Source organism: Leucobacter komagatae (assembly GCF_000834055.1).
Taxonomy (GTDB): Bacteria; Actinomycetota; Actinomycetes; order Actinomycetales; family Microbacteriaceae; genus Leucobacter; species Leucobacter komagatae_A.
This window is the reverse complement of record NZ_JXSQ01000002.1, coordinates 207,788-233,920: the sequence shown is the minus strand read 5'-3', so window position 1 is coordinate 233,920 and position 26,133 is coordinate 207,788. Positions and strand designations below refer to the sequence as shown.

Here is a 26,133-nt window from a genome sequence, read left to right as displayed (position 1 = left end):
GCGGCGGCTACGCAGGGAGGTCACAGTGGACAGTCGAGTCAAGGTGAGCCGGAAGCGATGGGCAGCACGGCGCCCGCTCGCATGGACCGTGGTTGTGGGGCTCATGCTGAGCGCACTGGGCGCCCTCGGGACCTCGGCGGCGCACGCGGCACCGGGGGATTACAGCGTCACCCTCGAGGCACCCGCGTCGGTCCCGGTGGGAGAGTCCTTCAACTACCGCGTCAAGATACCGGGCGAAGCGACCCCGCAGGCCCCGATCGCCGGCGTCGAACTCACCGTGCAGCTTGCGGCAGGCGTCGCATTCGACGACGTGCCGCTCGGGGCTGCGTCCCCTGTGGAATCGTTCAGTTACGATCCAGCGCTGAATGCCGTCACCTTTGTGCTCGAGCCGCTCATCGAGCAGATGTCGCAATTCGATTTCTCGGTCACCCAGGCCAACAATCGCGAGAAAGACTCGTCGACGGTATTCGGAGCGACCCTCACGGGAACTCCGAACAACGATGGTTCTGTTCCAGCAGCCGAGGCGTCGACGAGCGTGACCGGCGAACTCTCGTATCTTCCCATGAAGTCACAGGAGGCGGTCGTTGGCAGCGGAAACCGCACCGTCACGTTCTTCTTCAACGTGAAGTCAGAGCCGGAGACCACCGCGGTCACCGGAGAGTTCACGAGCTGGGGGCTCAGGTTGACCGACACCCTGCCTGCCGGAGCGCGTGTCGTCGCGACCTCCCCAGGGTTCGGGGAGTGGGCGGTTACTGGCGACGAAGCAACGGGCCAGACCGTTGTCTGGACCAGAGAGAACACCGCGTACGGCCCATCCGGTCTGCTCGTTGACCCGAGCACCCGGAAGATCTCTGTCACCGTTCGCTACCCCAAAGAGGTGTTTCCCACCGGCACCACGCCGCCCGACAACACCGTGAGGCTCGAAGCGCGCGACTTTTCGGGCAACTGGGAGGATCAGTCTTCGACCACCGTGAAGCTCAACGAGCTTGCCGATGGGGAATCGAAGTTTCTCGCTATTTCGAAGGACGCAAACGGCCGCGGAGATGCTCGCGCCGGGCACACCGACGGCTATTGGATTCCCTTCTACCAGGTGAAGGCCGCGTACCTCAACGACGAAGACTCGGACCTGCTCACGAAGATGGTGGTCGAGGATTCAGCGCGGCAGAGCGAGGAGAATGCAGCATTCTTCGGGCACGCGGAGCTCTATCACACCGACATTCGCGTGAGCGCGGTGCTCGAGGCAGCCGCGGTGCCGTACGAGGTGGAATACCTCAGCTCGCTCGACGATGCCTGGCACAAGGTCCCTGGCGCCTCTTTCAGCACGAGTGAGCCAGCCCGTGTTGTCTACCAGACCGCGGGTTCGAGCGGATATGCCGAGGAAGAGATCGGCGGGCAGCACGCAGTCGTCAGCCTGCGGGCAACGGAGAAGCCCATCGGTTGGCGCGTGACAGCGGGAACACCGGCTGTTCCCGTGCCGCCAGGCTCAGAGTTTGTCATCGACAGTGAGTTCGTCCCACTGCACGTTTCCCAGCGAGACGGCACCACCAGCTCGGAATACCTGCCGAACACGGCAACGGTGTCGGGTGAGACCGATTCGGGGGCCGAGCTTCCAGGAGATACTGCCACCTCGCACCTCCAGTTCAACGACGCGATCGTTGTGGTGACACAGGTCGTTGCCCCGGCGACGCTGACGGTGGGAGAGTCCGCATCCTACGAGATGGGGATCTCGAACCTGAACACGCAGCGCGACTACACGGACGCGATTGCGCGCGTCGTCCTACCAGAGGGAGTCTTCTATGACGCTCAGGTCGGGGTGACGCCGGCAACCGAGACCGTTTCGGTGACGGGCTACCCCGTTCCGAAACTGGGCGAGGGCGTGACGGTGACGACGAGCACCGTGGTCGACGCGGAGGGGCGAAGCCGCCAGGTCGTCGAGTTCGCCTTCGACAACCTGCCGTCGATGCGCCCGCTCGGCGAGCCGAGCGACCGCGAGGCCGCAACCCGCGGACTCCGCTACACGATCCCAGTGAACGTGCTGCCGCAGGCGTTCGATCCAGCAGACCCGGTCGCGCCGGTCGCGTCGTACGCGACGGTTCTCGACTCGAACCTCACCGACGTGCCATTCAACTGGTACCAGGCGCAATTCGGCGAGGACGAATTTGGCTTCGATCCACACCGCGACCGCATTGCACGGGCACTCAACGACAGCCAGGTGATCACCGGCGGCGGGCTGTTTATCGGCAAACTCACCCGAGCCGACGCGCAAGACGACTGGGGCCTGCTCAGCCAAGTAGCCGCAGGCGCAACTGCGGAATGGCAGCTCTACGCAAGTAACCTCTTGCCGGAGGCCGTGACAGACTTCGTGCTCTTCGACAGGCTCCCAGAAGCCGGTGACGGCCGCGGCTCCGAGGTCACGACGAGGCTCGCCGCACCCGTTGAGGGCGTTCCGGCGGGCGGCGTTATCGAGTACTCGACAGACGCGACAAGCGCGAGCACCGGAACGTGGACGAGCGAAGCCGTGGGGGCCGCAGCCTTCCGGGTCTCGCTGCCGCAGCTCGCGAGCAGCGACGCCTTCGAGCTCACGCTGGTCACCTCGCTCTCCGACTCTGCTCGCGGCGGGGACTTGGGGATCAACGAGGCTACTGCGACGGGCATGTATGCGGGAAGCCAGCGAAACTTCTACTCGAACCAGGCCGAGGTGATGACCGAGGGCATCGCCTCGATTGCGCTCGAGAAACGAACCAACGGTGAGGTGTACGCGGCCGCCCCCGGCGCGATCGTCGACCCCGGTGACGACGTGACGTGGAGCTATCTCGTGACGAACACGGGTGACGTGCCCCTCGACGACGTCGAGTTGTCGGATGCGTTCGAAGATGGCCAGGGCGAGTCGGGACAGTTCGAGCCCGTGTCCGAGGACAGCGGCGAGCTCGCCCCGGGCGACACCAGGGAGTTCCAGGCAACGGCGCCGGCGGTCGTCGGGCAGTACCATAACGTCGCCACGGTCTCCGCGAGACCAGCAACGGAGGGCGTTGGTGAAGCCGCAGACGAGGTGACCGCGTCGGCGGAGTCCTGGTACCGGGCGGGGAACGCGGCGATTACGGTGATCAAGCACACCAATGGTGAGCGTGTCACCTCGGCTCCCGGGCCGACGCTTGAAGTGGGCTCGCAGGTAACGTGGGATTACACGGTGCGCAACACGGGCACCGTCGACCTTGCCGACGTGCTCGTCGTTGACACACTGCCCAATGGTGACGAGGTGTTCCGGGCCGTGATCCCGCAGCTCGCTGCCGGGGCCGAGGTGACACTCTCGGAGAGTGGCGCGGCGGTGCTCGGTGACTACACGAACACGGTGACGGTCACCGCTGCGAATCCGCTCGGCGGGGACCAGCTCTCGGCCTCCGATGTGTCCTTCTACCACGGGAAGAAGACACCGGGTGACGGGGGAGACCCGGGCGAAGAGGTGGATCCGCCAGGCGACGGTGGCACCCCGCCAGTGGTCAAGGATCCGAAGCCAGGCGGCTGGTTGAGCGAGACCGGGTTTACTCCGATGTCGCTCACCACTGGCATCCTTGCGCTGGGGTTGCTCGCGCTCGGCCTCACGATGGTCGTGCGGTCAGCGCGCCGGCAGGAGTCGTAGGAGTTGTAGCCTCAGATATTGTGGCGCGGGGCCCGGCAGCAGACGCTGCCGGGCCCCGGCGTTTGCACGGGTGCGCGGGCGGTACTGCGGGCGACATCTCAGGGCGAATGCTCGTGTGACAAATGTCACCGCCCGAGGTGACATCGCGGCACTACCTCGGTGGCCCACAACCCGGTTTGATGGAAGAACACTGCACCGGGCCGGCAAGGCCCACCGAGAAACGAGCATCATGCGCAAGCCCCTGAAGATCACCCTGTCGATTGTCGGCGCTATCGTGGCGCTCCCCGTCGTGCTCCTAGGCACAACGACCGTCGTCAACGCGGTAGCAACGAAATCCGACCTCGCGGCGATCACCCCGTACGGCACGCTCATTCCCGTTGCCGGGAACGAGATGAACGTCGTTGACACCGGCGCGCCGGCTCAGGCGAGTGCGAGTGCGGGGTCGGGGGCAGAGACGATCGTTTTGCTTCCCGGGCTCGGCACCGCAGCCCCCGGGCTCGACTTTGAGCCGCTCATCGCGCAGCTCAAGGGATCGCATCGCGTGATCGCGGTTGAACCGTTTGGTACGGGGCTGAGCGACCAGACGTCCGTGCCGCGTACGGCAGAAAACATTGCGCGGGAGGTGCATGAAGCGCTGCAGTATCTCGGGGTGGACCGGTACGTGCTCATGGGGCATTCGATCGCGGGGATTTACGCGCTCGAGTACAGCCAGGCATACGGGGACGAGCTCGTCGCGTTCGTCGGCATCGACAGCAGCGTCCCGGGCCAGCCAGGTTGGGATGAGCCAACATCTACCAGCGGGCTCGCCGAGCTACGGAGCCTTGGCATTCTCCGGGTATTGAATGCGGTGGCTGGCGACCCGTTTGCCGAACTCCCGCACGACGCGCAGACGAAGCAACAGCTGGGCTTGCTCACGACGCGAAACTCTGTCCAAACCACCATGCTTGACGAAATGAACCGAACGGTTGAGAACTTCGAAAGCGTGAGAGGAGCGACGTTCCCCGCCGGTCTTCCCGTGCTGCTCTTCGTTGCGGAGGACGATGGCGATGTGGCCGGCTGGTTGGAGCTGCATGAGGGCCAGGCTGCGAGCGTGGATCGGGGCGAGGTTGTTGCGCTGCCCGGTGAGCACTACCTTCACTACACGCAGTCCGCTGAGATCGCGAGCGACACCGACGCCTTCTTGGGCGGGCTGACGGGCAGCTGAGCGTTCGATCGGCGCTGTGCTGCGCGGCAGGTGCCTGCGTCAGGTGGCTTCTGCGCTTGGCGCGGGGCACGTGACGCACGAACTGTTGTTCTGTGACGGTCGCTCCCCATCGGCTCCCTACCTGTTCCGCGGCGAGGGTAAACCCGTGTCTCTCATAGAGCGACCGGGCGGCGTCGAGGCCGGCGAACGTCCACAGTCGGGTCGCGCTGACCCCGTTCGAGTCGGCGTGCTCGAGCGCCGTGCGTATCAGCCGCAGGCCGATCCCGCTGCCGCGTGAGGCCGGGGAGAGAATGAACCACCGAAGGTGTGCATCGGATGCCCCAGCGGCGAGATCCATTGCGATCGAGCCGGCCACGTTCCCGTCTGCAGTGCGGGCGACCCAGATGTGTGACAGGGGGTCAGCCCGCGCGATGAATGCCGCGATATCGCGAGCGACCAAGGCCTCGAACTCGATCCCAAAGTTAGCGATCTTCGCGTACTCGCGCGCGTGCAGCGAGACAATCGAGCCGACGTCACCTGGGCGCAATGAGTGGTCAATCGTGAGGGTCGCAGCCTGGGGCCGCGCCGCGCCCTCGTTTCTGCTCCTCGCGAGAGCGTCGGCGTAGAGCGTGATGCCTCGCGCCACGGTCGCCCGCTCGTCGTCGCTCAGCGGAGCGAGCGCGTTGGCGACCTGCGTGGTGCCGTACGCGTGGATCGCTCCGACCGTGCGCATTCCGCCCCGCGTGAGCGTGAGCGCCTTGTGGCGCCTATCCGCGGCGGTCGTGACGACGCGGATTTCGCCTGCATCAGCGATCTTGCGGAGCATCCGGCTGACGGTCGAGCGGTCGAGCAGTAGCCGCTCTGCGAGTTCCGCGGCCGTAATGCCGGGTGAGCCGTCAATCTCGATGAGGGCGTGCACCGCCGAAGGGGGGTACGGCGTATCTGCGAGGTTGAGGTCGAGGAAGCCGAGTTCGCGAACCATCCGCCGCGAATCGGCTCGCACCGCGGAGACTCGTTCTGTGTGAGGCATCGTTGCCCTCCAAAGGTTGCGTCCTGCAATAGATGCAGGATACATCTAATCCTTGAGTTGAGCCAGGCCAGCGATGAGGCCGGCTCGCGGCGGGGTGGACCCGCAATGTGGCGGGTGTGACCCGCAGGGGTGCTTTGCAGAGGAAGTGACGCCCTGTGCGTAGCCCCGGTGGTCATGTGCCCCGGGTGAGCGCGCTCAAACCAGAAAAGACAACAGCGAACTTGTTCGTAACGAACGTGTTCGTTACTCTGAAGGTATGGAATCTGGCACGCAGAGCCGGCGCGAGCGTCCGGCCAAACCCGCACTTTCGAGGTCGTGGATCATCTCGGCAACCATCGACATTATGCGAACGGAGGGGCTGGAAAAGGCGACCATGCGTCGAGTCGCGCAGGAGCTGGATACCGGCCCGGCGTCACTGTATGTCTACGTTGCGAACACCGCCGAGCTCCATTCGGCAGTGCTTGACGAGCTCATAGGCTCTCTTCCGGAGAGTGGCCCAAGCGGCTCGTGGGCAGAGCGATTGGAAGAGTTGCTTGGCTCCTATGCTGAGGTGCTTTTCACCTACCCGGGGTTGGCGCGGTCCGCGCTCGTCATTAGGCCAAGTGGGCCGAACGCCTTCGGGCTGTACGATCGCGTGCTCGGGCTGCTGCTCGAGGGTGGGATCGCGCCTGAACGAGCGGCCTGGGGAGTTGATCTCCTCCTGCTCTACGTCACTGCAAACGCAGCGGAGCACAGTGCGCCAACCCCTTCCGAAGTGGACACCCAGCGCGACGAGCCTGCGGAGCAGGCTGCGCTAGCCGAGGCCCTCGCGTCAGTTGACCCTCAGAAGACCCCGCATGTTGCTGCCCACATGGAAGCCGTGCTCTCGGGTAGTCCTGCCCAGCGAGTTGCCTGGGCGATTCACGCGCTCCTTGCGGGTATTGCAGCAACACCAACCCCGCCGGTTATCGCCGGCGGAGATTCGCACTACGACCAGAACATCAGGACAGCACTATGAGCACTCACTTTCCAATCGCCATCATCGGAGGAGGCCTCGGGGGCCTCATGGCAGCCAGGGTGCTACACGTCAACGGCATCGCCTCCGCGGTCTTTGATCTTGAATCAGGCCCTGAGGCCAGGGTGCAGGGCGGCATGCTCGACATCCACGACTACAACGGCCAAAAAGCCATCAGGGCAGCCGGGCTCTGGGATGAATTTGCGGCAGCCATACATCACGGTGGTGAGGCGATGCGTATTCTCGATCACACCGGCCACGTGCTGCGCGAGGAGGCGGACCGTGGCGAGATGTCCCGGCCTGAGGTGAAGCGCGGGCAGCTTCGCGATATTCTCCTCGATTCCCTGCCAGACGACGCGGTGCGCTGGGGCAAGAAGGCGGTTCGGGTGCGCGACGTCCCTGGCGTTCCGGGCAGGCGTGAGGTGGAGTTTGCTGACGGGGAGCGCATCACCACTGATCTGCTCATCGGCGCAGACGGGGCCTGGTCGAAGGTTCGCCCTCTGCTCACCAATGCCGCGCCCGCCTACACGGGCATCTCGTTTATCGAAGCGAACCTCGAGCGCGGCGCCGAGTTGCACCCCGTCGAGGCGGCCGTGATGGGGGCGGGGATGCTGTTTGCGTTCCGGGACGAGACCGGAATTCTCGATCACCTCGAGACGGACGGCACGCTGCATGTCTACCTCGGCTTCCGTGTCCCTGAAACGTGGATCGACTCGATCGATTTCACTGACACCGCCACGGCGAAGCAAGTGCTGCTTGAGCGGTTCGCCGGGTGGGATGAGGGGCTTCGTGGGCTCGTCGCGAATGCTGACGCCGAGCTGACGCCGCGGAGGATTCACGCAATGCCCGTTGGGGTGACGTGGGAGCGCGTTCCGGGAGTGACGCTCATTGGTGACGCTGCGCACGTGATGAGCCCATTTGCTGGCGAGGGAGCCAATCTTGCCATGTATGACGGCGCGCTCCTTGCTGCTGCGCTGGTGAATTACCCCGGGGACACCGAGGCCGCGTTGGTGGCCTACGAGGGTGAGCTGTTCGCGCGAGCCGCAGAGGCGGCGGCGGACTCTGCGGAGAGTCTCGACTTGCTCTTTGCTCCGGGGTCGCCCGGGCCGCTCATTGAGATGTTCGCGGGGTTTGACGAGTTGCGAGCCACTTCCAAGCTGGACTGAGTCGAAGGCGTCACCAGAGACACAAAGGAGGTTACCGCCAAACCTGCATAGGTGGTAACCTCCAGGTATGCAAGATACCCAGACACACGCGATTCAGTGGGCGCTGCCAGAGCGATGGGACACGGGAGACGGCTTCATTCGTTGGGCATCGTTCGGTGCAGGGCCGCCGCTCGTATTGCTGCACGGCACGCCCTTCTCGTCAACGATCTGGCGCGATATCGTCCCAGCGCTCGCCCAACGACACACCGTCTACGTCTGGGACATGCTCGGCTTTGGGCAATCAGAGTCCCGCGCAGAAGACACGAGCCTCACTCGCCAGACTGAGATTCTCGCGGCCCTTCTCGCGCATTGGGGAGTGCATGCGCCGGCAGTGATCGCGCACGATGTTGGCGGCGTGGTTGCGTTGCGCGCGATGCTCCTCCACGGGGTGGAGTTCAGTGCACTCACACTGATTAACGCAGCATCGGTCACCGGGTGGGGCGACGGCGAGTTCTTCCGGGCCGTGCAAGGGCACCCCGACGTGTTCACGATGCTTCCCCCGTGGGCAATGGACTCCCTGATCGAGGCGAAGCTGCGCTCCGCGAGCCACACTGGCCTTCGCGCTGATGCACTGCGAACCTACCTTGCGCAGTGGACGAGAGCGGGTGGAAGAGAGGCCTTCGTTCGCCAATACGCACAGGGCGGAGAAGAGCACAGCGAAGAACTCCAGCCGCTGCTGGCAGACATCACGATCCCGGTCCACGTCATCTGGGGTGTAGAAGATGCGTGGCTCAGCGTCGACTATGCCAGGCAGCTCTTGGCGGCCCTCCCGCTGCAGACACGTTTGACCCTGATGCCCGATGCTGGCCATGCCGTGCAGGAGGACCAGCCGGGTGCCCTGCTCGTGGCGCTCACCGAGTGGCGGATCGCATGAGCGCGGCGAGCGCTGGCAGCGGTGTTGCCCAAGGCAGCGAATCGCGCCTTGCGGTGGTTGTCGAGCTATGCAATTCCGCCGTATTGCTCCACGGAACCGATGAATTGCGCGAAGCGGAGAGTGCTGCGCGCTGGCTCGCCGCGAGGGGATACCGACTGGGCGAAGACCCGTCGGCGCTTCCTCGGTTGCGGGAGGAGCGTGAGGTGCTTCGCGATTTTCTGAGTGCCCGGGCAAGCTCCGAAACGCTCGCAAGATTCAACGAAGCCGCGCAGCGCCACGTCGGCGGTGCAAGGATCGCAGCGGACGGCAGTCTCGAGCTCATTCCACTAGCCGACCCAAAAGATATGGCCGGCGCCGCGACGCTGGCGCTACTCACGTGGGGTTCGGGGGCCGAGGGGGCGCGCCTCAAAGTGTGCGCGGCGCCAGAGTGCCGCTGGGCCTACTACGACTCTTCGCGCTCACGCAGTCGGTCGTGGTGTGACATGAACGTGTGCGGTGCCCGCCACAAGATGCGCGAATACCGAGCCCGCAAGGACGGGTCGTCGACTGAAACAAGCGCTTGATAGCTCCCAGCGGGAGTGCGTGGAGCGACAGCTTGGGGCGCTCCTGCTACGTCGACCGCATTGCCAGAGTGCCCGCTCTCGGCCGCCCCGGGCTGCGGTGCCGAATTCACGGCGACTACCGGCGGAAGGGAGGAACATTGCCTCTCGCGCTGCCGGAGTGTTACGGTGCGAGGGGTGATCTGCCGACGCCCATGTCAGCCTCGTAGTTGATGGGGTGCTGTGTGAGAAGGAGACTGCAGTAGTGAATGACGCGTACTTCACTCGTGAGGGCCCCGGGTGCTTCCGGCCGACTGACCTGGTTGGAGGCGGCTGGGATCCGAACGAGCAGCACATTGCTCCGGTCATCGGGCTGATCGCGCACACGATCGAGGTTGATCGTGACAGCAGAGGGCGGAATGAGCTGCAGCTCACTCGACTGTCCTGCGATATTTTGGGCACGCTTCCGCTCGAGGCCGTAGATGTAGAGATCACGGCGCTCCGCCCGGGCCGAACCATTGAGCTTGTGGAAGCGCGGGTCTCCCACGCTGGTCGCGACGCGGTGATCGCGCGGGCATGGCTGAGCCACACCTACGACACATCCACCATTGCAGGCACGACGCTCACGAGCATCGTCCCGCCGCACGAGGTTTCGGAGTGGGACTTCGGGTCGGCGTGGCCCGGTGGCTTTGTCAGTTCACTCGAGGTGCGCAGAACGAGTGCCACTCCGGGGCGGGCGACAGCCTGGATGCGCACGGACGTTCCCCTCATCGCAGGGGAGCAGGTCAGCGCAACTGCCGCGGCGCTCGCGCTAGTTGATGCCGCAAATGGGATTGCTGCCCGTGTGTCTTCCGATGAGGTTCTCTTCCCGAACCTTGACCTCACCGCCCACCTCGTCCGCGCGCCAGAGGGGGAGTGGACGGGAGTCGATACGACGGTCACGTTTGGTCCCGAAGGTGCTGGGCTCACGCAGAGCATTCTGCACGACGTGAGCGGTCCAATAGGTGCAGTCGCGCAGACCCTTACCGTCCGACCGCGCTAGCGACCCGCATTGGCCGCTTCGACTATGAGCTGGGCGGCCGCCAACCTTGGATCGACGTAAGTTGCTTTCTGAGCGCAGCTGTCGGTGTGGCCTTGAGTAGCAAATCGCGCGCTCCAGTGAGACCCTTGCCCGGCGCGTGGGCCAGCTGGCCGCCGACGCGCGAGCGCGCCGCGATCGATTGTGTGCGTTTCACGCGGAGCTTGTCGTAGCGTGTGAGGGCGTCAGCGACTGCACGTTCGGGCGCAGCTTGCGAGCCCGCTATCGGCGCGAGGAGGGCTGTGATGGTCGCTGCGTCTTCCATCGCCTGCCCGCCACCCTGGCCGAGGTTAGGCGTCATTGCGTGAGCCGCGTCCCCGAGCAGTGCGATGCGGCCACGTGTGTAGCTGGGAAGGCGCCCGCCAAGGTCGCTGATCGGCTGGTACCCGATGCGATCTGCGTCCGTCGCCTCAATGAGCTCCGCGATGGGCGCATGCCACCCGCCGAAGTGCTCCCTGAGGGCGGCGTGATTGTCGGCGAAACGGTGCCCCTCGGCGACGCTGAGGACAGCAAACCAATACACGTAACCACCCTTGAGTGGCACGATGCCAAACCGCTTCCGCGTGCCCCAAGTCTCGCCCGCCTCACCGTCGAGATCGATCGGGTGTCGGGTGATCCCGCGCCAGGCGGAATACCCTGAGTAGGCGATGCCCGGATCGCTCTGGAACGATCGCCGCACGCGACTGCCGATGCCGTCCGCGGCGATCACCAGGTCGAAGTCCTCACTCTGCTGCGCACCGCTCCCGTCGCTCCAGGAAACGCTGCCGGCGGGGGAGACAGCGGTGACCTTGGCCTCGGTTCGTACGGCGCTGCCTGGCAGCGGCGAGAGGAGGATCTCGTGAAGAGGTTCTCGATCGACCACGCGCAGCTCGGTAATGGCATCCGCGGGGAACGTCTTGAGCCAGGCCCCATCCGGTCGGCGCTGCCCGCCGGTGAATCTCGCCGCCTCCGACGAGGAGATTTCACGGAACACGTCACCAACGCCTATCGCGTCAAGCGCTCGGAGACCATTGCCGAACACTGAGATGCCCGAACCGCCAGCGCGCACGCTCGGCGCCTGTTCGAATACGGTTACCTCGGCTCCGGCCCGGTGAAGCCCAACGGCCGCGCACAGCCCGCCGATTCCAGCCCCGATGATTCCCACCCGCATGCCATCTCCTTCTACAGTTGTAGTGACCATTATGTGCGCAGCCTCTACGGATGTAAAGTTGTGCTGTGGGAAAACGAGAAGCGAGCGGGCCTGAGCGCCGCACAATCATTGCCGGCGCGGGCATGCGCATTATTGCCCGCGACGGCCTGCGTGCCCTAACACATCGCGCGGTTGACAGTGAGGCGGGTCTCGCGCAGGGATCGAGTTCGTACTACGTCCCGACGAGGAGCGCGCTGATCGAGCTGATCGTTCGGGCGCTCGCAGAACGCTCAATCGCCGAGTCGGAGGAGGCAGCCAGGTCCGTCCGTTCGTCGCTCGGGAGCGCGAGCGGTCTGACCGTCGACGACTTCGCCACTGCGATAGCGGGGCTCGTAGAGACGTTTGCCTCTCGCGCTGTCGAAATGCGCACGCGGTACGCACTGCTGCTTGAACTGGACAGAAGCGACCCGTTGCATGCTTTGCTCTCTTCCAGGTCGCCAGTGCAGCAGCAGAGCGTGAGCGTCGTTGGAGAGGCCCTCGTCGGGCTGGGCGTGGAGGATGCGAGTGCCCGCGCAGCGGAGCTCCTCGCGCTAGCGGAGGCCCTGCTCGCGCATCGCGTGGTCGCGGGGGACACTTCGTCGCCGGTTACGCCCGTGGTTGCGAGCTACCTGCGGGGGGTGGTTCGGGCCCGGGGACAGGAGTGAGGGAACGATGCCTGTGGCGCACCGGCGAGGCACCGAGAAGGACCCGCTTGGGAGCCAGGCATTTGATGCGCTCGCCATCACGCGATCACGGATCCTTCCCAACGGAAGCTTCGTCGTCGACGGCCTCGCGGATGATCTGGCTGCAACCGAAGCTCTCACCAGACGGGCAATCGCTCTCAACGATGGCGAGGGTGGGGCGCACCAGCTGGTGATCGGCACGATGCAAACGCAGTACGGGTTAGTCGCGTGAGGCGGGCATGAACTCGCGCACGTGCTCCTCGGCCCACGCACTGAACGTGTGCGGCGCCCGACCCGTCACACGGTGCACGGTGTCGGTCGGAACCGTGGAAGCGAGCGGCGGCTCAGTCTTCACGCCAGTCATGTAGCTGATGTCGTCTTCCGAATACCCGTATTCGCGCCACCGGCGCTGCACCTCCGCCTCGCTCAACGCAATGAGTGTGAGGGGGTTACCCGTCGCCTCCGCGATGATCCTGACCCGCTCGCGGACGGTGAGGGCCTCCGGGCCGGTGATCCACAATGCCTGCTCGTGTTCGCCGCCGCGCAGCAAGACGTGGGCGGCGACGCTGGCGACGTCGGATTCGTGCACGACCGTGCTGGGGACGTCGGCGAATCCTTCTTCGACGCGCCCAAGTCTCGCCCCCGCCGCCCAATCGAGCATGTTGGCCATGAATTCGACGGGGATGAGTGCGGTCCATTCGAGGTCGCTGCGTTTGGCGGCACGCTCGAGAGGTGACTCCTCGGAATCGCCGACGAGCAGCGTGACGCGCGTGGCCCCAGCTTGGGCGAGACTCGAGACGATCGCCTCGCCGTCCTCGATCGGGGCGTAGTCGTCGCCTGCGAAGGTGATGAGGTGGGCGGCGTCGACACCCTCACATGCCGGGCCGAGCGAGCCCGGGTCGCGAAGATCGCCCTCGGCGATCTCAACACCGCTTGGGAGGTCTGCGCGATTACGGTCGCGCGTCAGGCAGCGTACGCTCGCGCCCATCGCAAGGAGGTGCTGCGCGAAGTGCCTGCCGATGGTTCCGGTTGCGCCGGTGACGAGGACTGTGGTCATGAGTGGCTCCTAGGTGTGCGGGGTGGATCGCCGAGCGCGCGCCCCGTGGCGGTGGCCGTGGCGCGCCTTTGTGTGACGGGGGAGCGACCGGCTTGGTCTTCCTCCACTCTGCACGGCTCAACGGCCACTGGCTGTCCGCTGGCGCACGGTCGCGGCCTCAGGATCACCGCGGGGTAGCGCTCGCGTATTTCCGAGGCTCCGCCTACCATTGTTCGCATGCGCAGCCACTCCGCATCAATGAAGTCCGCATCAACGACGTCCGCAGCAACGAACTCCGCGACTGGCAATTCCGCAGCAACGAACCCCGCACCGACTCCCTCCGCAGCGGGCAACGCGGCCGGGGCGGCAACGAGCGAGCCCGTCTCGATCGCAGTCGGCGCTGACGTGATCGCCGCCACAGTGTGGCTTCCCGCCGGTGAGCAAAACGCGGAGCAGCGCGGGGAGCACAACGCGGCGCCAGCCGGCGTCGTCACCGTGCACCCGGCAACCGCGACGCCCGGCCGCTTCTATCGGGCCCTTGCCGAGTTCATCACGGGCAGGGGACTGGCGGCTGTCACCTACGACTACCGAGGCACGTGCGAGTCGGGGACCCCGCGCGAGTTCAGGCGCACACGCATGCGCGATTGGATGGCGACCGACGTTCCCGCCGTCGCCGAATGGGTGGCGCAACGGTTTCCAGGCATCCCAGCGACCGCGATCGGGCACAGCGTTGGCGGCCACGCGTTGACGCTCGGCTACGGGGCTGAACAGTTGGAACGGTTCGCCATCGTCTCCTCGCACATCGCCACGACGAAGCAGATCGAGCGGGCAAGCGAGCGGATGAAAGTGCGTGTGATCCTCAACGTGCTCGGCCCACCGCTCAGCCGCACGCTCGGCTACATGCCTGGCAAACGGCTCGGCCTCGGCGAGGATATTCCTGGGGCTGCGATGCTTGAGTGGGGGAGGTGGACGCGGCTGCCGCGCTACTTTTTCGACGATCCGACTATGGCGGCCGGGTCGCGAGCGGCGGCGGTGCGCCAGCCGGTGCTGGCGATCGGCGCGACGGATGACCCGTGGGGGTCGCCGGCGCAGGTGGATGCGCTCACTGACAACCTTGTCAACGCTCCCGTCGAGCGCAAGACCTATTCGCCGCATGAACTTGGCGTCGCGCGGATCGGCCACCACGGCCTGCTTCGAAGGAACACGGGGGAGCAGGCCTGGCCTGAGCTCCTCGACTGGTTGACGGCACGCAGCACGTAGCACGGGGCGTCCGGCGCGGCTGTCACCGCCCCCAGCGCGGCCGCCGCCTCACCGGGTGTGTGCCGTCACGTACGACCGAGCGGCGAGCGGCACGAAGATCGCGAGCGTTGCGAGGATGGCGAGCAGACCGGCAATCACCGGGTACTGCAGCGGGAGCACGTCGCTCGTCGGGGAGGCCTCCGGCACGTTCCCGAAGAGGTTGCGCACACCGGTGACCACGGCGGAGACTGGGTTCCACTCGGCCGCCGCGCGCATCGGCCGCGGCATTCCCTCGGTTGGAACGAACGCTGTCGAGACGAACGCGAGCGGCAGCGTGACGAGCATCGACACGTTCGACAGCACCTCCGGTGAGCGGACCTTCAGCCCGATCCACGCGGACACCCACGACAGCGCGTAGGCGAAGAGCAGCAGGAGGCCGAACCCTGCCGCTGCCTCGAGCGGCCCGGTGCGGATCCGCCACCCCATCGCGAGGCCGACGAGCGCAAGGATGATCACCACGACGACGTTGACGAGGAGGTCGCTGTTCACGCGGGCGGTGACGACGGAGACGGGGCTCACGGGGAGCGAGCGGAAGCGATCCATCATGCCGTGCTTGCTGTCGAGCGCGAGGCCAATGCCGGTGTTCGTTGAGGTGAGCAGGATCGTCTGCACGAGCATTCCAGCGACGATGAAGTCGCGGTACGCGCCGCCGCTCATCTCCATTGCGCTGCCGAACACGAAGGCGAAGAGGAGTGCGAACGCCGCCGGGGCCGCGGTCGCGAAGATCACGATGTCGGGGTTTCGTAGGCTCTTGAGCACGTTGCGGTGAGTGAGCGCCGCAAGCTTTGCTGCGATGGGCATGGCTACGCCTCCTTCGCTATGCGGGTGGTGCCGTGACCGCTGGTGAGCGTGAAGAACACGTCGTCGAGCGTTGGCTGCTGTACGGATATTCCCGCGATCGTGATGCCAGCGTCGCCGAGCGCGCCGACACATGGCGCGAGGGCGCGCGCCGCATCCCGTGCGCGAAACGTGAGGGTGCCGCTTGCGGCGTCGAGTTCAGGTGCGGATCGCGCGAAGGCGCCACTCACCGCCGCGACGGCAGCGCGACCGTCGCGCTGCGGGTCGGCGAGGTCCACCCGCACCCGGTCGCCTCCGAGGCGGCCCTTCAGCTCTGCCGGGGTGCCAAGCGCGACCTCCCTGCCCTCCGAAATCACGAGCACCCGATCTGCGAGGGAGTCGGCCTCCTCGAGGTACTGGGTGGTGAGCAGCAGTGTCATCCCGCCTGCGACAAGACCCGTGATCATCTCCCACAGGCTCACCCTGCTTGACGGGTCGAGCCCCGTCGCCGCATACCGCCGGAGTGCTGCCCAACGCGCTTGCGCGCGTACGCACCCATGTCGAATGCCTGAATCAGCTCGTCCGCACGCCTGCGCGCACCCTGCCGGGAGAGCCCGTATAGATGGCCAACGAGGACAAGGTTTTCCGCGGTGGTGAGATCCTCGTCAACGGCGGCGAACTGGCCGGAGAAGCCGGTGAGTTGTTTCACCGCATCCGACTCGTCGCGCACCGAGCGGCCGAGGATTCGTGCCTGGCCGCTGTCGAGACGGGTGAGCCCGGTCACCGCTTTGACCGCGGTTGTCTTGCCAGCACCGTTGGGGCCGAGAACACCGAGCACGGTCCCCTCGGCGACGGAGAAGCTCAGCTCGTCGAGCACCACCTGCTCGCCGAACCGCTTCACGAGTCGTTCTGCTTCGATCGCGTGTGTCACGCCTGCTCCTTTTGCTTGCCTGTGTGCGTTATATCGGGGAGGACTCCAGCGGCCTCCGCCGATGCACCAAGGCTCCACGCAGATGCGGCCGCTCGGTGGCCGCAATCTGCTTAGGCTGGAGGCATGTCGACCAGCACGCGAATCCTCGAGTTGCTCGGACTCCTCCACAGCCGTCGCCACTGGGGCGGGCAGGAGCTTGCGCACCGTCTCGGCGTGAGCCGCAGGACGCTCCGCCGTGACGTCGAAGCGCTCAGAGAACTCGGCTACCCGGTGCTCACCGCCCGCGGCACTGGCGGTGGGTATCAGCTCGGCGCTGGCGTCGTGCTGCCGCCGCTCGTGCTCAACGAGGACGAGGCCGCCGCCGCGGTGCTCGGGCTCGCCGACGTCGCGACCGGCAGCCACCCGGTGTCCGCCGACGCTGCGATCAGCGCGATGGCAAAGCTGGTGCAGGTGCTGCCGGCGCGGATCCGCGGGCGCGTTGGCAGCCTCGTGAACGTTGCGGGGGAACGCAGTAGCAACGGCGCGACCATCCCCGACGTGTCGGCGCTCACGACGATTGCGCTCGCATGCCGCGACTCCGACACTGTCGAGTTTGGCTACGAGAGCGAGCGGTCGCAGCGCGCGACGCGGACCGTGCAACCGCACCGGGTCGTGAGCGTCGAGCATCGCCTGTACCTCGTCGCGTGGGATCTCGGGCGGGGCGACTGGCGCACGTTCCGCATCGATCGCGTCAGTATGCCGCGCCGAACGGGGAAACGCTTCGCCCCGAGGAGCCTGCCCCTTGCAGACCCCGTCGAGTTCGTGCGGAGCCAGCTCGGGGCTGTGCCCGCGCGCTACCGCGTGCGCGCGACCGTGTGGGCGCCGGCGGATCAGGTGCGTGCGCGGATCGCGCACTATGGCGTTGTGGATCCTCGCTCCGAGGGGGAGTGCACGGTAGAGATTGCTGTCGAGTCACTGGACTGGGTCGCCTTTGCGCTCTGCGCGCTCGATGCTCCGTTCGTCGTTCACGGCCCTGCGGACGCGGTTGCGCACATGCGAGCGTGGTCGGATCGACTCGCTCGCGCTTCGGCTGCGGACGAGCATGGCCCCTGATCGCAGCGGACCTTCGCTAGGGTGAGGTAACCCCATCCCGTAGCTTGGAGAACGCTGTGACGAATCGCCAAAGTGCTCACCCTTCCGCCCGCCGCGCAGCGATGTTCCGACAGCGAGGCGCGAGTGACTCCGCTCCGCGCACCGTGTCACCTCGGACGCGCTACGTTATCGATGGCAAGCTCACGCCGGCACCGGAGCACGTTTCGGTCGCCGACTCGCTCGCATTTGCGTCGGGGGATTCCAACCGGATGGTGCTAACGGTCTTCCCGCGGCCGAGTGCCGACGACGTCGAGAGCATCGCGGCAGCATGGGAGCTGCACCCGCTGCTCGTCGAGGATCTGCGCAACGCCGGGCAGCGTCCGAAGCTCGAACGATACGGCGACGTCGTCTTTCTTGTGGTCAGGGCTGCGAGATACCTCGACGACATCGAAGACGTCGACTTTGCTGAGTTCCACGTGCTGATGCGGCCCAACGCGATCACGGTGCTCTGCCAAGACGACCGGTGGATAGACGGTCAAGAGATTGGGCGCCTCTACGAGAATTCCAGGGACACAGTTGCCCACGGTGACTTCACACTGCTGGACGATGCCCATCTCCTTGGGCTCGGACCGGAGGCGGTGCTCTACCGACTGCTCGACGCCATCGTCGATGGGTATCAGCCAGTGTTGCGCGGCCTCGGAGTCGACCAGGAGCAAATCGAGACCCAGGTGTTCAGCGGCGACTCTGCGGTCACCGAGCGGATCTATCGGTTGAGCCAAGAGGTCATTGAGCTGCAGCACGCAACAACGTCGCTACAAGACGTCGTTGCGTCACTACGCGGGGGTTTCGAGCGCTATGCGATTCAGGAGTCGCTGCGCGCCTACCTGCAAGACGTCGACGATCACCTCACTCGGGTGACGACACGGGTGCTCGAGTTGCGGGAGGCGCTCGCGCAGATCCTCAGCGTCAACGCAACCCTCGTCGCGCAGCGGCAGAACGAGGACATGAAGAAGATCTCCGGCTGGGCGGCGATTCTGTTCGCGCCTACGCTCATCGGTGCGATCTACGGCATGAACTTCGACGCCATGCCCGAGCTCCACTGGCGTTTCGGCTACCCGCTCGCACTCGCGGCGATGGTCGGTCTCGCGGTCACACTCCACGTGATCTTCAAGCGAAAGAAGTGGATGTAGCTGGCGTCATCGATGATGAGGCGTGCGATTCGGAGACCTCGTGTCGCGGGGTTCGGGTCATACAACGTCTACGGACACTACACCTAGTGGAGTTGGGCGAGGCGATGCTCGGACGCAATGCTCGACCAGAGCTCGTCGAGGGAGAGCTCGAGGGTGTTCGCAACTGCCGCAATCGTGGTGAACGCGGGGGTGGCAACCCTACCGGATTCGATCTTTCTCAGCGTCTCGGGTGAGATGCCAGCGCTGAGTGCGACCTCGAGGATCGATCGCGGGCCGCGCGCCCGCCGAAGGAGCGCACCGAGGCGTTCCCCGCGTGCGACCTCTGCTTGCGTAAGGGGCAGTCTGACCATGGTTTCAACTCTAACGCCTGTATAGTTATACCGGTATTGTTATTGGCATTTTTTTTGGGGGCACCATGATCGAGATCCTGAACGCAAGCGAGGTCGCTCGCGCGCGCGTGACCGGAGGAATCGTCGGGACCATCCTGCAGACGCTCAAGGGGCGTTGCGGCGTCGGTACGAACCTGTTGGAGATCGACGCGTGGGCGAAGGAGCTCATTCTCGCTGCCGGTGCACAGTCCTGCTACGTCGATTACGCCCCGTCGTTCGGCAGCGGCCCGTTCGGTCACTACGTGTGCACAGCGGTAAACGACGCCGTGCTCCACGGTATGCCTCGCGACTACGCCCTCGCCGACGGCGACCTGCTCACACTGGATCTCGCGGTGATGAAGGACGGTATCGCAGCGGATGCCGCCATCAGCTTCATCGTCGGTACGCCACGAAGCGCGGCCGACGAGGAGATGATCGCCGTGACAGAACGCGCTCTCGCCGCGGCAATCGCACTCGCCAAGCCTGGGGTAAAACTCGGTGATCTCTCGCACTGCATCGGTGAGATCCTGAGGGGAGCCGGCTATCTCGTCAATCTCGAGTTTGGCGGCCACGGCATCGGCTCAACGATGCACCAGGACCCGCATGTCGCAAACGATGGGCGGCCGGGCAGAGGCTACAAGCTCCGGCCTGGGTTGCTGCTCGCGATCGAGCCATGGGTGATGGAAGACACCGACCGGCTCATCACGGATGCGGACGACGGTTGGACGCTGCGAAGCGCTACCGGATGCCGCACCGCGCACTCCGAGCACACGATCGCAATCACCGAGACTGGCGCCGAGATTCTCACGTTGCCCTCGGGTGTAACGCCCGCGGGGTAGCTCGCGCACCGCTCGCCGACCGCTCTGTGAACGGGCACGCAGCCACCACGCGGTGCCCGCTTCCTGCCTGGGTTACGGCAGGAGCGGCCCAACGGAGATCATCAGACTGTACGCGAGGATGATGATGAGCGAGAACCGGAACATGCGGCGCGCCCACGCGTTGTCGTCCTTCGCGCGGAAGCCCTGAATGCCGATGACGATCCACCAGACGCCGACAATGCCCATCACGATGGCGTACACCCAGCCCGTGTAGCCGAGGAACGTGAGCGCGAGCGAGGAAATGACGTAGGCGATCGTGTAGATGAGGATCTGCACCTTGGCGGCAGGGATGCCGTGCACCACGGTGATAACCGGAACGCCGGCGCGCGCGTACTCGTCACGGCGGTAGACGGCGATGGAGTAGAACTCCGGCATCTGCCAGAAGAAGATCGCGAGAAAGGCGAAGATCGCCGCAGCATCAACCGCGCCGGTGACCGCGACGTAGCCGGCAAAGATCGGGGCCGCTCCTGAGATGCTCCCGACGAGGGTGCCGTGGACACTCATGCGCTTTGAGAGCATGCCGTAGAGCACGACGTAAGTGAAGAAACCGGCGAGCCCGGTGACGACGACGAGCCAGTTCGTCCAGGCAACGAGCATGGCGTTGCCAAGAACGAAGAGCACCACGGTGAAGATCACAGCGTTGCGCACGCCGATGCTGCCGGAGACCGTCGCGCGCTTCTTCGTGCGCTCCATGCGATCGTCGATATCGCGATCCAGCACGTTGTTGAGCACGCACGCTGCCGCAATCACCAGCGTTGTGCCGAGGATCGTCGCGAGGAACAGCAGCCAGTCGAACTGGCGGACAATGCCAGCAGCGAGCAGGAAACCGGCGGCGGCGGTGAGCACGTTTCCGTAGAGCACGCCCGGCTTCGTCAGGGAGTAGTAGCGCGCCGCGGTGGCACGGAACGAATCCCCGTCAGCGCGGGAGGCGATCTTCGCGTCAGTGCCCCGGCTGCGCTCAGAGAACACCGCCGCGTCGGCGAGTTCAGCGAACTCTGGTGCGCTCTCGCTCTGTCGCGCAGCGGTCTCTCGGTCGCCCCGGGAGGTCCCGGGAGCGCTCGGAACGTTTTCGTTTTCTTCGGGGAACCCACTAGCGGGCATGCGGATCTGGCCTTTCTCAAGCCCGTTCGCCGTTTGGCTTTGGCTTGCCGCGTGCGGTGCGGCGTGTCTGCAACGCTGGCGGTGCCGAGCGCCGTAGCCGAAAGGCCGCAGACGTCTTCCCTCAAATATACCTGCTTAAACATGTGTGCAAGCTTGCGCGCGCGGGTGGCACGCAAACTCCCGGCGCGCCGGTGGCCCGGGGGCGAGCGCTTGACGCCTGCGTCCACCGGATTTCTCGCCTGCGAACGCGAATGTCGGCGGGAACTCCTACGATGAGAGGAACCATGAGCAACACCGACACCCCGGGCGAACTGCCCCCGACCCCGCGGCCCGCACTGGCGCGGCCCGCACCGGCGCGGCGTGCTCAGGCACAGCCGGAGGCCTCTCACGGCGCATCACCCCGGGCGGCTGAAAGCTCGGGCGGCAGCGGTTGGCGGCAGCGTGTTGGTGCAATGCTCAGCAGCGATCCTTCGCCCGCAGCGCCTGCCAGCCAGGCGAGCGCCACCACCCAGGAGCCAGGCCCCGGCGCACAACTTGGCCTCCATCTTGAGCTGCGCGAACTCGTACAGAGATCCGCAGAGCACTGGAACGGGCCGATGTCGCGCGCGCTCACCCAGCGCTCCCAGAACGCGGCAAGCGACGCCGAAGGGAAGCCGGCCGCACGCGGCAGCGGCGTGTTTCGTCTCGGCGCACGCCCAACGATGCGAACCGAGCGCGGCTGGGCCCGCAGCTCGCTCAGCTGGGCAAACATCGGCCACCACGGTGCGCGTCGTGGGCTCGACCCAGCGCAACAACGATGGTTCAGGCAGTTCTACGCGCTCCACCGGGCGGCTGAGGCCATCACGTTCGGGCAAGATCCCGACTGGGTGTTCCTCGATGACTTCCTCAGTCCAGCGTTGTGGGCGCTGCTCGCGCAGGCGGAGTCGCTCGACATTGCGCTCGTCGCCGCTGGAAAGAATGCGCGGGTCACGCTGCACCACGGCGCTGAGCTGTATCTTGACGCGGCCGAACGCGCAGGCGGCGGCATCGAGCTCACGCCCCGCGTGGAGTTCGACGGCGAAGCAGTGCCGCTCGTCGGCAGCGGAGTCATCGGCAATCACGGTGTGTACCTCGCGGGCCGCGGGCGTGACCGCTCCGTGCGCCTAGGGCCAGTGGCCGCCGGCGTGAGCCAAGCAGAGGCTGCGCTACTTGTGGCGGATAAGCCAGGGGCCCCAATTCGGGTGCCAGCCAAAGAGCGCAGCGCGTTTCTCGCTGAGGGCGTACCGGAACTCCGGGAAGCGTTCACACTCGCGAGCACGGACGGCACGGTGTCGCTGCCGGCGCCGCAGCCGCGCACCATCGTGCTTTCAGCCGCGTGGCGTAGCGGGCACAGGCTCGAACTCGAGTGGGACACGGCAGGCCCGATGAGCGCCCCGGAGCCCGTGCTTGCCGATCTGCTTCCCGATGCACTCATCGGCGATGACCTCATCCCGGTTGCGTGGCTTGAGCCCCCGCTTCCCGGCCCGACAGAGCTGCGTGGCGCAGAGGCCGCAGCGTTTCTCACCGCGGTGGTCCCAGCGCTCAAGCGAGTGCCTGGAATCGAAGTGCGTCTGAGCGGCGACATACCCGATTATCGTGAGCTCAGCGGCACGCCACACCTGAAGGTCACTGCCGTCCCAAGCGAGAAGGAAGACTGGTTTGATCTCGGTGTGCTCGTCACGGTCGCCGGGCAGACAGTACCGTTCGTGCCGCTGTTTCGCGCGCTCGCGAAGGGCAAGAAGAAACTGTTGCTCGCCGACCACTCTTACCTGTCGCTCGATCACCCCTCGCTCGCACCGCTCGCAGATCTGATCGCCGAAGCCCAACAACTCGCCGAGTGGGAGACCGGGCTGCGCATCAGCAGGCACCAGGTCGCGCTGTGGGCAGAGTTTGAAGACCTCGCAGACGAATCTGTTGCCGCGGTCGAGTGGCGCACGCTCGTGCGAGAGGTCCGCGAAGAGCATCCGGCGCCCGTCCCCGTCCCCGAGGGCATCCGCGCTGAGCTGCGGGAGTACCAACACGCTGGCTTCTCCTGGCTCGCGTTTTTGTGGCGCAATCGTATTGGCGGGATCCTCGCAGACGATATGGGGCTCGGGAAGACCCTCCAATGTCTCACCCTCATCGAATACGCGCGCGCCGGCGGCGAACCGGTAACCGGGGGCGGCGGGTTAGCGCCAGAGCGTCGCCCGTTTCTCGTCGTTGCGCCGACCTCGGTGATGAGCAACTGGGCTGCGGAAGCAGCGAGATTTGCGCCGAACCTGCGCGTGGTGGTGCGCACCGCAACGACCGGGGCATCACGCACACCGGTGCAGCGAGACGCGGCCGAGGCCGACGTGATCGTCACGAGCTACGCACTCTTTCGGCTCGACTACGACGAGTATCACGACCTCGCGGAGGATCCGGAGCGCGGGCTCGCAGGCCTCATCCTCGACGAGGCGCAGTTTGTGAAGAACGCCGCCTCGCAGGGCAACGAGCTCGCAGAACGGCTCCCTGTCGCATGGAAGCTCGCTGTGACCGGGACGCCGATGGAGAACTCGCTGCGGGAGCTGCAGGCGATCTGCAACATCGTCGCGCCAGGGCTCTTTCCGTCAGCGCGTCGGTTCGAAGAGGAGTACGTGCGAACGATCGAGCGACCGGCCCCGGGAATATCTGTTGGCACGGGTGCCGGGAGCGGCCCTGAAATGCAGGCCGCGCTCCGGGCGCGCCGCACGGAGCGGTTGCGACGCCGACTGCGCCCGTTCTTGCTGCGGCGCACCAAAGCGCTCGTCGCCGCCGAGCTCCCTGAAAAACAGGAGCAGATTCTCGAGATCGAACTCGACGCCGGGCACCGTGACCTTTATGAGGTGTTCTTGCAGCGCGAGCGCCAGAAACTGTTCGGGCTCATCGCGGACCTGGATCGCAACCGCTTCACGGTATTCCGCTCGCTCACGCTCCTTCGCATGCTGGCGCTCGACGCGTCACTCATCGACGAACAGTACGCCGCGTTGCCCTCGGCGAAGCTTGAGGCGCTCGCCGAACAGGCAGCAGCGCTCGCGAAGGAGGGTCGACGCACACTGGTGTTTAGCCAGTTCACATCGTTCCTCGACCGAGCGCGCGATCGACTGAGCGATGCGGGTATTCGCACCGTCACCCTCGACGGCTCGACCCGGAATCGCGACGGCGTCATAGCGTCGTTTCGCGCTGGGGAGGCTGATGTGTTCCTCATCAGTCTCAAAGCGGGCGGCGTCGGATTGAACCTCACTGAGGCTGACACGGTGTTTCTTCTCGACCCGTGGTGGAACCCCGCGAGCGAGGCGCAGGCTATCGACAGGACGCACCGGATCGGTCAGCACAAGCCCGTGCACGTGATCCGGATGATTGCACTCGGCACCATCGAAGAGAAGGTGCTCGACCTGCAGCGGCGCAAGCGCGCGCTCTTTGCGGCCGTCATTGACGACGAGGAACTGTTCGCGCAGACCATCACTGCGGAGGATCTGCGCGAGCTGCTCGGCGAGGCTGGCGCCGCCCCGGCCGCATAGCGCAACCCAACGATCGGGCCAGTGCGCTCGGGTTTCCCGGAAGGCTAGTGCGGGCGATAGCGCTGTGTTACGTTCGCTGCGGATGGTGGCGCTGCGGCCGGCGTTCCACAGAGAGAATCGGGGAAGCGCATGTCAGAGATCTTCAGGAACGCCTCTGCGGGGGACGCGTGGGAGACACGCGAGATCAACCCGGTCTTTGCTCGCCCGGGCGAGGCAACGTCGCTGCCTCGGTTCAAGCTGCCCGACGACATGATGTCGGAGGACACCGCCTACCAGCTCGTGCACGATGAGGCGATGCTCGACGGTAACTCCAGGCTCAACCTCGCCACCTTCGTCTCCACCTGGATGGATGACCGCGCGAAGCAGCTCTACGCGGAAGCCGCGGACAAGAACATGATCGACAAGGACGAGTACCCTGCGACGGCGGCGATCGAGGACAGGTGCTGGCGGATTCTCGCGGACCTTTGGAACGTGCCCGACGTGAGCGACACCATTGGCACGTCAACGGTCGGTTCTTCAGAGGCGTGCATGCTCGGCGGCCTCGCGCTTAAACGGCTCTGGCAGCAGCGACGGCGCGCTGCCGGGCTATCGACTGAGCGCCCTAATCTCGTGCTCTCGGCTGGCGTGCAAGTGGTGTGGGAGAAGTTCTGCAACTACTGGGACGTCGAGCCCCGATACATGCCGGTGTCGGCCGACCACCTGGTGCTCGACGGTCACGAGCTCGATACATACGTCGACGAGAATACGATCGGCGTTGTCGCAATTCTCGGGCACACCTACACCGGCCTCTACGATCCAGTTGACGCTCTCGCCGCGAAGCTCGACGAGATCCAGGAGAAGCACGGATTCGATGTGAAGATTCACGTCGACGGTGCATCGGGCGCGATGGTTGCCCCGTTCTGTCAGCCAGACCTCGCGTGGGACTTTCGGGTCTCCAGGGTGAATTCCATCAGCACTTCCGGGCATAAGTATGGGCTCGTGTATCCCGGGGTCGGCTGGGTGGTGTGGCGCGATCGCGCTGCGTGCCCGGAATCCCTGATCTTTCACGTCAGCTATCTCGGGGGAGACATGCCGACGCTCGCGCTGAACTTCTCGCGGCCGGGCGCGCAGGTGTTGCTGCAGTACTACCAGTTCTTGCGGCTCGGGCGGGAGGGGTATCGGAAGGTGCAACAAAACTCCATCGACGTCGCGACCTACCTGTCGAGTGGCATCGCCGCGATGGGTCAGTTCGAACTCATCAGCAGGGGAGACGCCATTCCCGTGTTCGCGTGGAAGCTCGCGAAGCCGCGCGCGAATTGGGATCTCTACGACCTCGCCGATCGGCTTCGGATGCGCGGCTGGCTGGTCCCCGCGTATCCGATGCCGGAGAGCATGACCTCGCTCACCGTGCAGCGGATCGTGGTGCGCCTTGGCTTGAGTCGCGACCTCGCTGAGCTTCTGCTCGCGGCGATTCGGGAGGAAGTGGCGTTTCTCGAGAACCTCGCCGCGCCGATGCCACGCGAGAAACCGCGCACGAGCTTCGCCCACTAGATCCGCATATCCTTGCGGCGCTCAT

22 protein-coding genes and 1 pseudogene are annotated in these 26,133 nt (G+C 65.6%); 15 read left to right on the top strand and 8 right to left on the bottom strand.

The genetic code is table 11. The features are described from left to right. The first annotated feature begins 25 nt into the window (after positions 1-25). Together SD72_RS02695 and SD72_RS18145 are read left to right on the top strand one after the other, a co-directional pair. On the top strand, positions 26-3,637 hold the full coding sequence (locus tag SD72_RS02695; RefSeq protein WP_042542866.1) for a DUF7507 domain-containing protein: 3,612 nt from the start codon (positions 26-28) through the stop codon (positions 3,635-3,637). Positions 3,638-3,866: 229 nt separating this feature from the next. Further along, a complete protein-coding gene (locus SD72_RS18145) occupies positions 3,867-4,841 on the top strand; it encodes an alpha/beta fold hydrolase (protein WP_042542865.1) in 975 nt (324 codons plus the stop codon). Positions 4,842-5,025: 184 nt separating this feature from the next. Here the strand turns inward: SD72_RS18145 and SD72_RS18635 are convergent. After that, a pseudogene (locus tag SD72_RS18635) lies at positions 5,026-5,802 on the bottom strand (bifunctional helix-turn-helix transcriptional regulator/GNAT family N-acetyltransferase); the annotation flags it as partial. Positions 5,803-6,106: 304 nt separating this feature from the next. Between SD72_RS18635 and SD72_RS02680 the strand changes: the two are divergent. The 5 genes from SD72_RS02680 to SD72_RS02660 all read left to right on the top strand — a co-directional run bounded on the left by SD72_RS02680 (position 6,107) and on the right by SD72_RS02660 (position 10,504). Beyond that, a complete protein-coding gene (locus SD72_RS02680) occupies positions 6,107-6,847 on the top strand; it encodes a TetR/AcrR family transcriptional regulator (protein WP_042542863.1) in 741 nt (246 codons plus the stop codon). Then, positions 6,844-8,010: an FAD-dependent oxidoreductase gene (locus SD72_RS02675; protein ID WP_042542862.1), complete on the top strand. Its 1,167-nt coding sequence runs from the start codon at positions 6,844-6,846 to the stop codon at positions 8,008-8,010. Before SD72_RS02680 ends, SD72_RS02675 begins: the two co-directional genes overlap by 4 nt. A gap of 67 nt (positions 8,011-8,077) precedes the next feature. Next, positions 8,078-8,923 (top strand): alpha/beta fold hydrolase, encoded by an 846-nt coding sequence (locus tag SD72_RS02670; RefSeq protein ID WP_042542861.1) that lies wholly within the window; start codon positions 8,078-8,080, stop codon positions 8,921-8,923. Then, the gene (locus SD72_RS17875; RefSeq protein WP_042542860.1) at positions 8,920-9,486 is read left to right on the top strand and encodes a CGNR zinc finger domain-containing protein; all 567 of its coding nucleotides are present in this window, start codon (positions 8,920-8,922) and stop codon (positions 9,484-9,486) included. Before SD72_RS02670 ends, SD72_RS17875 begins: the two co-directional genes overlap by 4 nt. Before the next feature lie 241 nt (positions 9,487-9,727). Then, entirely contained in the window at positions 9,728-10,504 is a 777-nt protein-coding gene (locus tag SD72_RS02660) for an acyl-CoA thioesterase domain-containing protein (protein WP_042542859.1), read from the top strand. 22 nt (positions 10,505-10,526) lie between these two features. Here SD72_RS02660 and SD72_RS02655 read toward each other — a convergent pair whose 3' ends face one another. Beyond that, positions 10,527-11,690 carry an FAD-dependent monooxygenase gene (locus SD72_RS02655; protein WP_042542858.1) on the bottom strand — a complete coding sequence of 388 codons (1,164 nt, stop codon included), beginning with the start codon at positions 11,688-11,690 and terminating at the stop codon, positions 10,527-10,529. A 65-nt stretch (positions 11,691-11,755) separates the two neighbouring features. On the opposite strand from SD72_RS02655, the gene SD72_RS02650 reads away from it, so the two are divergent. Continuing rightward, positions 11,756-12,373 (top strand): TetR/AcrR family transcriptional regulator, encoded by a 618-nt coding sequence (locus SD72_RS02650; RefSeq protein WP_052492406.1) that lies wholly within the window; start codon positions 11,756-11,758, stop codon positions 12,371-12,373. A 13-nt stretch (positions 12,374-12,386) separates the two neighbouring features. Next, complete coding sequence (locus SD72_RS02645) at positions 12,387-12,623, top strand: hypothetical protein (RefSeq protein WP_042542857.1); 237 nt, start codon at positions 12,387-12,389, stop codon at positions 12,621-12,623. On the opposite strand, the gene SD72_RS02640 is transcribed toward SD72_RS02645, so the two are convergent. Beyond that, complete coding sequence (locus SD72_RS02640) at positions 12,612-13,448, bottom strand: SDR family oxidoreductase (protein ID WP_042542856.1); 837 nt, start codon at positions 13,446-13,448, stop codon at positions 12,612-12,614. The genes SD72_RS02645 and SD72_RS02640 overlap by 12 nt on opposite strands. A 216-nt stretch (positions 13,449-13,664) precedes the next feature. On the opposite strand from SD72_RS02640, the gene SD72_RS02635 reads away from it, so the two are divergent. Next, positions 13,665-14,687: an alpha/beta hydrolase family protein gene (locus SD72_RS02635; RefSeq protein WP_232299617.1), complete on the top strand. Its 1,023-nt coding sequence runs from the start codon at positions 13,665-13,667 to the stop codon at positions 14,685-14,687. 48 nt (positions 14,688-14,735) lie between these two features. On the opposite strand, the gene SD72_RS02630 is transcribed toward SD72_RS02635, so the two are convergent. Genes SD72_RS02630 through SD72_RS17865 form a run of 3 tightly spaced genes read right to left on the bottom strand, consistent with a single transcriptional unit; the run spans position 14,736 to position 16,434 of the window. Beyond that, complete coding sequence (locus SD72_RS02630) at positions 14,736-15,527, bottom strand: ABC transporter permease (RefSeq protein ID WP_042542855.1); 792 nt, start codon at positions 15,525-15,527, stop codon at positions 14,736-14,738. Between the two features lie 2 nt (positions 15,528-15,529). Further along, entirely contained in the window at positions 15,530-15,970 is a 441-nt protein-coding gene (locus SD72_RS17870) for a DUF4162 domain-containing protein (RefSeq protein ID WP_052492405.1), read from the bottom strand. A gap of 11 nt (positions 15,971-15,981) precedes the next feature. After that, positions 15,982-16,434 (bottom strand): ATP-binding cassette domain-containing protein, encoded by a 453-nt coding sequence (locus SD72_RS17865; RefSeq protein ID WP_052492404.1) that lies wholly within the window; start codon positions 16,432-16,434, stop codon positions 15,982-15,984. 123 nt (positions 16,435-16,557) lie between these two features. Between SD72_RS17865 and SD72_RS02620 the strand changes: the two genes are divergently transcribed. Together SD72_RS02620 and SD72_RS02615 are read left to right on the top strand one after the other, a co-directional pair. Continuing rightward, a complete protein-coding gene (locus SD72_RS02620) occupies positions 16,558-17,526 on the top strand; it encodes a helix-turn-helix transcriptional regulator (protein ID WP_042542854.1) in 969 nt (322 codons plus the stop codon). Between the two features lie 143 nt (positions 17,527-17,669). Continuing rightward, complete coding sequence (locus tag SD72_RS02615) at positions 17,670-18,695, top strand: magnesium and cobalt transport protein CorA (RefSeq protein WP_232299616.1); 1,026 nt, start codon at positions 17,670-17,672, stop codon at positions 18,693-18,695. An 83-nt stretch (positions 18,696-18,778) separates the two neighbouring features. On the opposite strand, the gene SD72_RS02610 is transcribed toward SD72_RS02615, so the two are convergent. Continuing rightward, positions 18,779-19,045 (bottom strand): helix-turn-helix domain-containing protein, encoded by a 267-nt coding sequence (locus SD72_RS02610; RefSeq protein WP_042542853.1) that lies wholly within the window; start codon positions 19,043-19,045, stop codon positions 18,779-18,781. Between the two features lie 65 nt (positions 19,046-19,110). Between SD72_RS02610 and map the strand changes: the two genes are divergently transcribed. Next, positions 19,111-19,902 (top strand): type I methionyl aminopeptidase, encoded by a 792-nt coding sequence (map, locus tag SD72_RS02605; RefSeq protein WP_042542852.1) that lies wholly within the window; start codon positions 19,111-19,113, stop codon positions 19,900-19,902. Between the two features lie 72 nt (positions 19,903-19,974). Here the strand turns inward: map and cyoE are convergent, their stop codons facing one another. Beyond that, positions 19,975-21,042 (bottom strand): heme o synthase, encoded by a 1,068-nt coding sequence (cyoE, locus tag SD72_RS02600; protein ID WP_052492403.1) that lies wholly within the window; start codon positions 21,040-21,042, stop codon positions 19,975-19,977. A 284-nt stretch (positions 21,043-21,326) separates the two neighbouring features. On the opposite strand from cyoE, the gene SD72_RS02595 reads away from it, so the two are divergent. Both SD72_RS02595 and SD72_RS02590 read left to right on the top strand, forming a co-directional pair. Further along, on the top strand, positions 21,327-24,578 hold the full coding sequence (locus SD72_RS02595; protein WP_052492402.1) for a DEAD/DEAH box helicase: 3,252 nt from the start codon (positions 21,327-21,329) through the stop codon (positions 24,576-24,578). A gap of 129 nt (positions 24,579-24,707) precedes the next feature. Further along, positions 24,708-26,108 carry a glutamate decarboxylase gene (locus tag SD72_RS02590; protein WP_084766700.1) on the top strand — a complete coding sequence of 467 codons (1,401 nt, stop codon included), beginning with the start codon at positions 24,708-24,710 and terminating at the stop codon, positions 26,106-26,108. Positions 26,109-26,133: the final 25 nt, after the last annotated feature.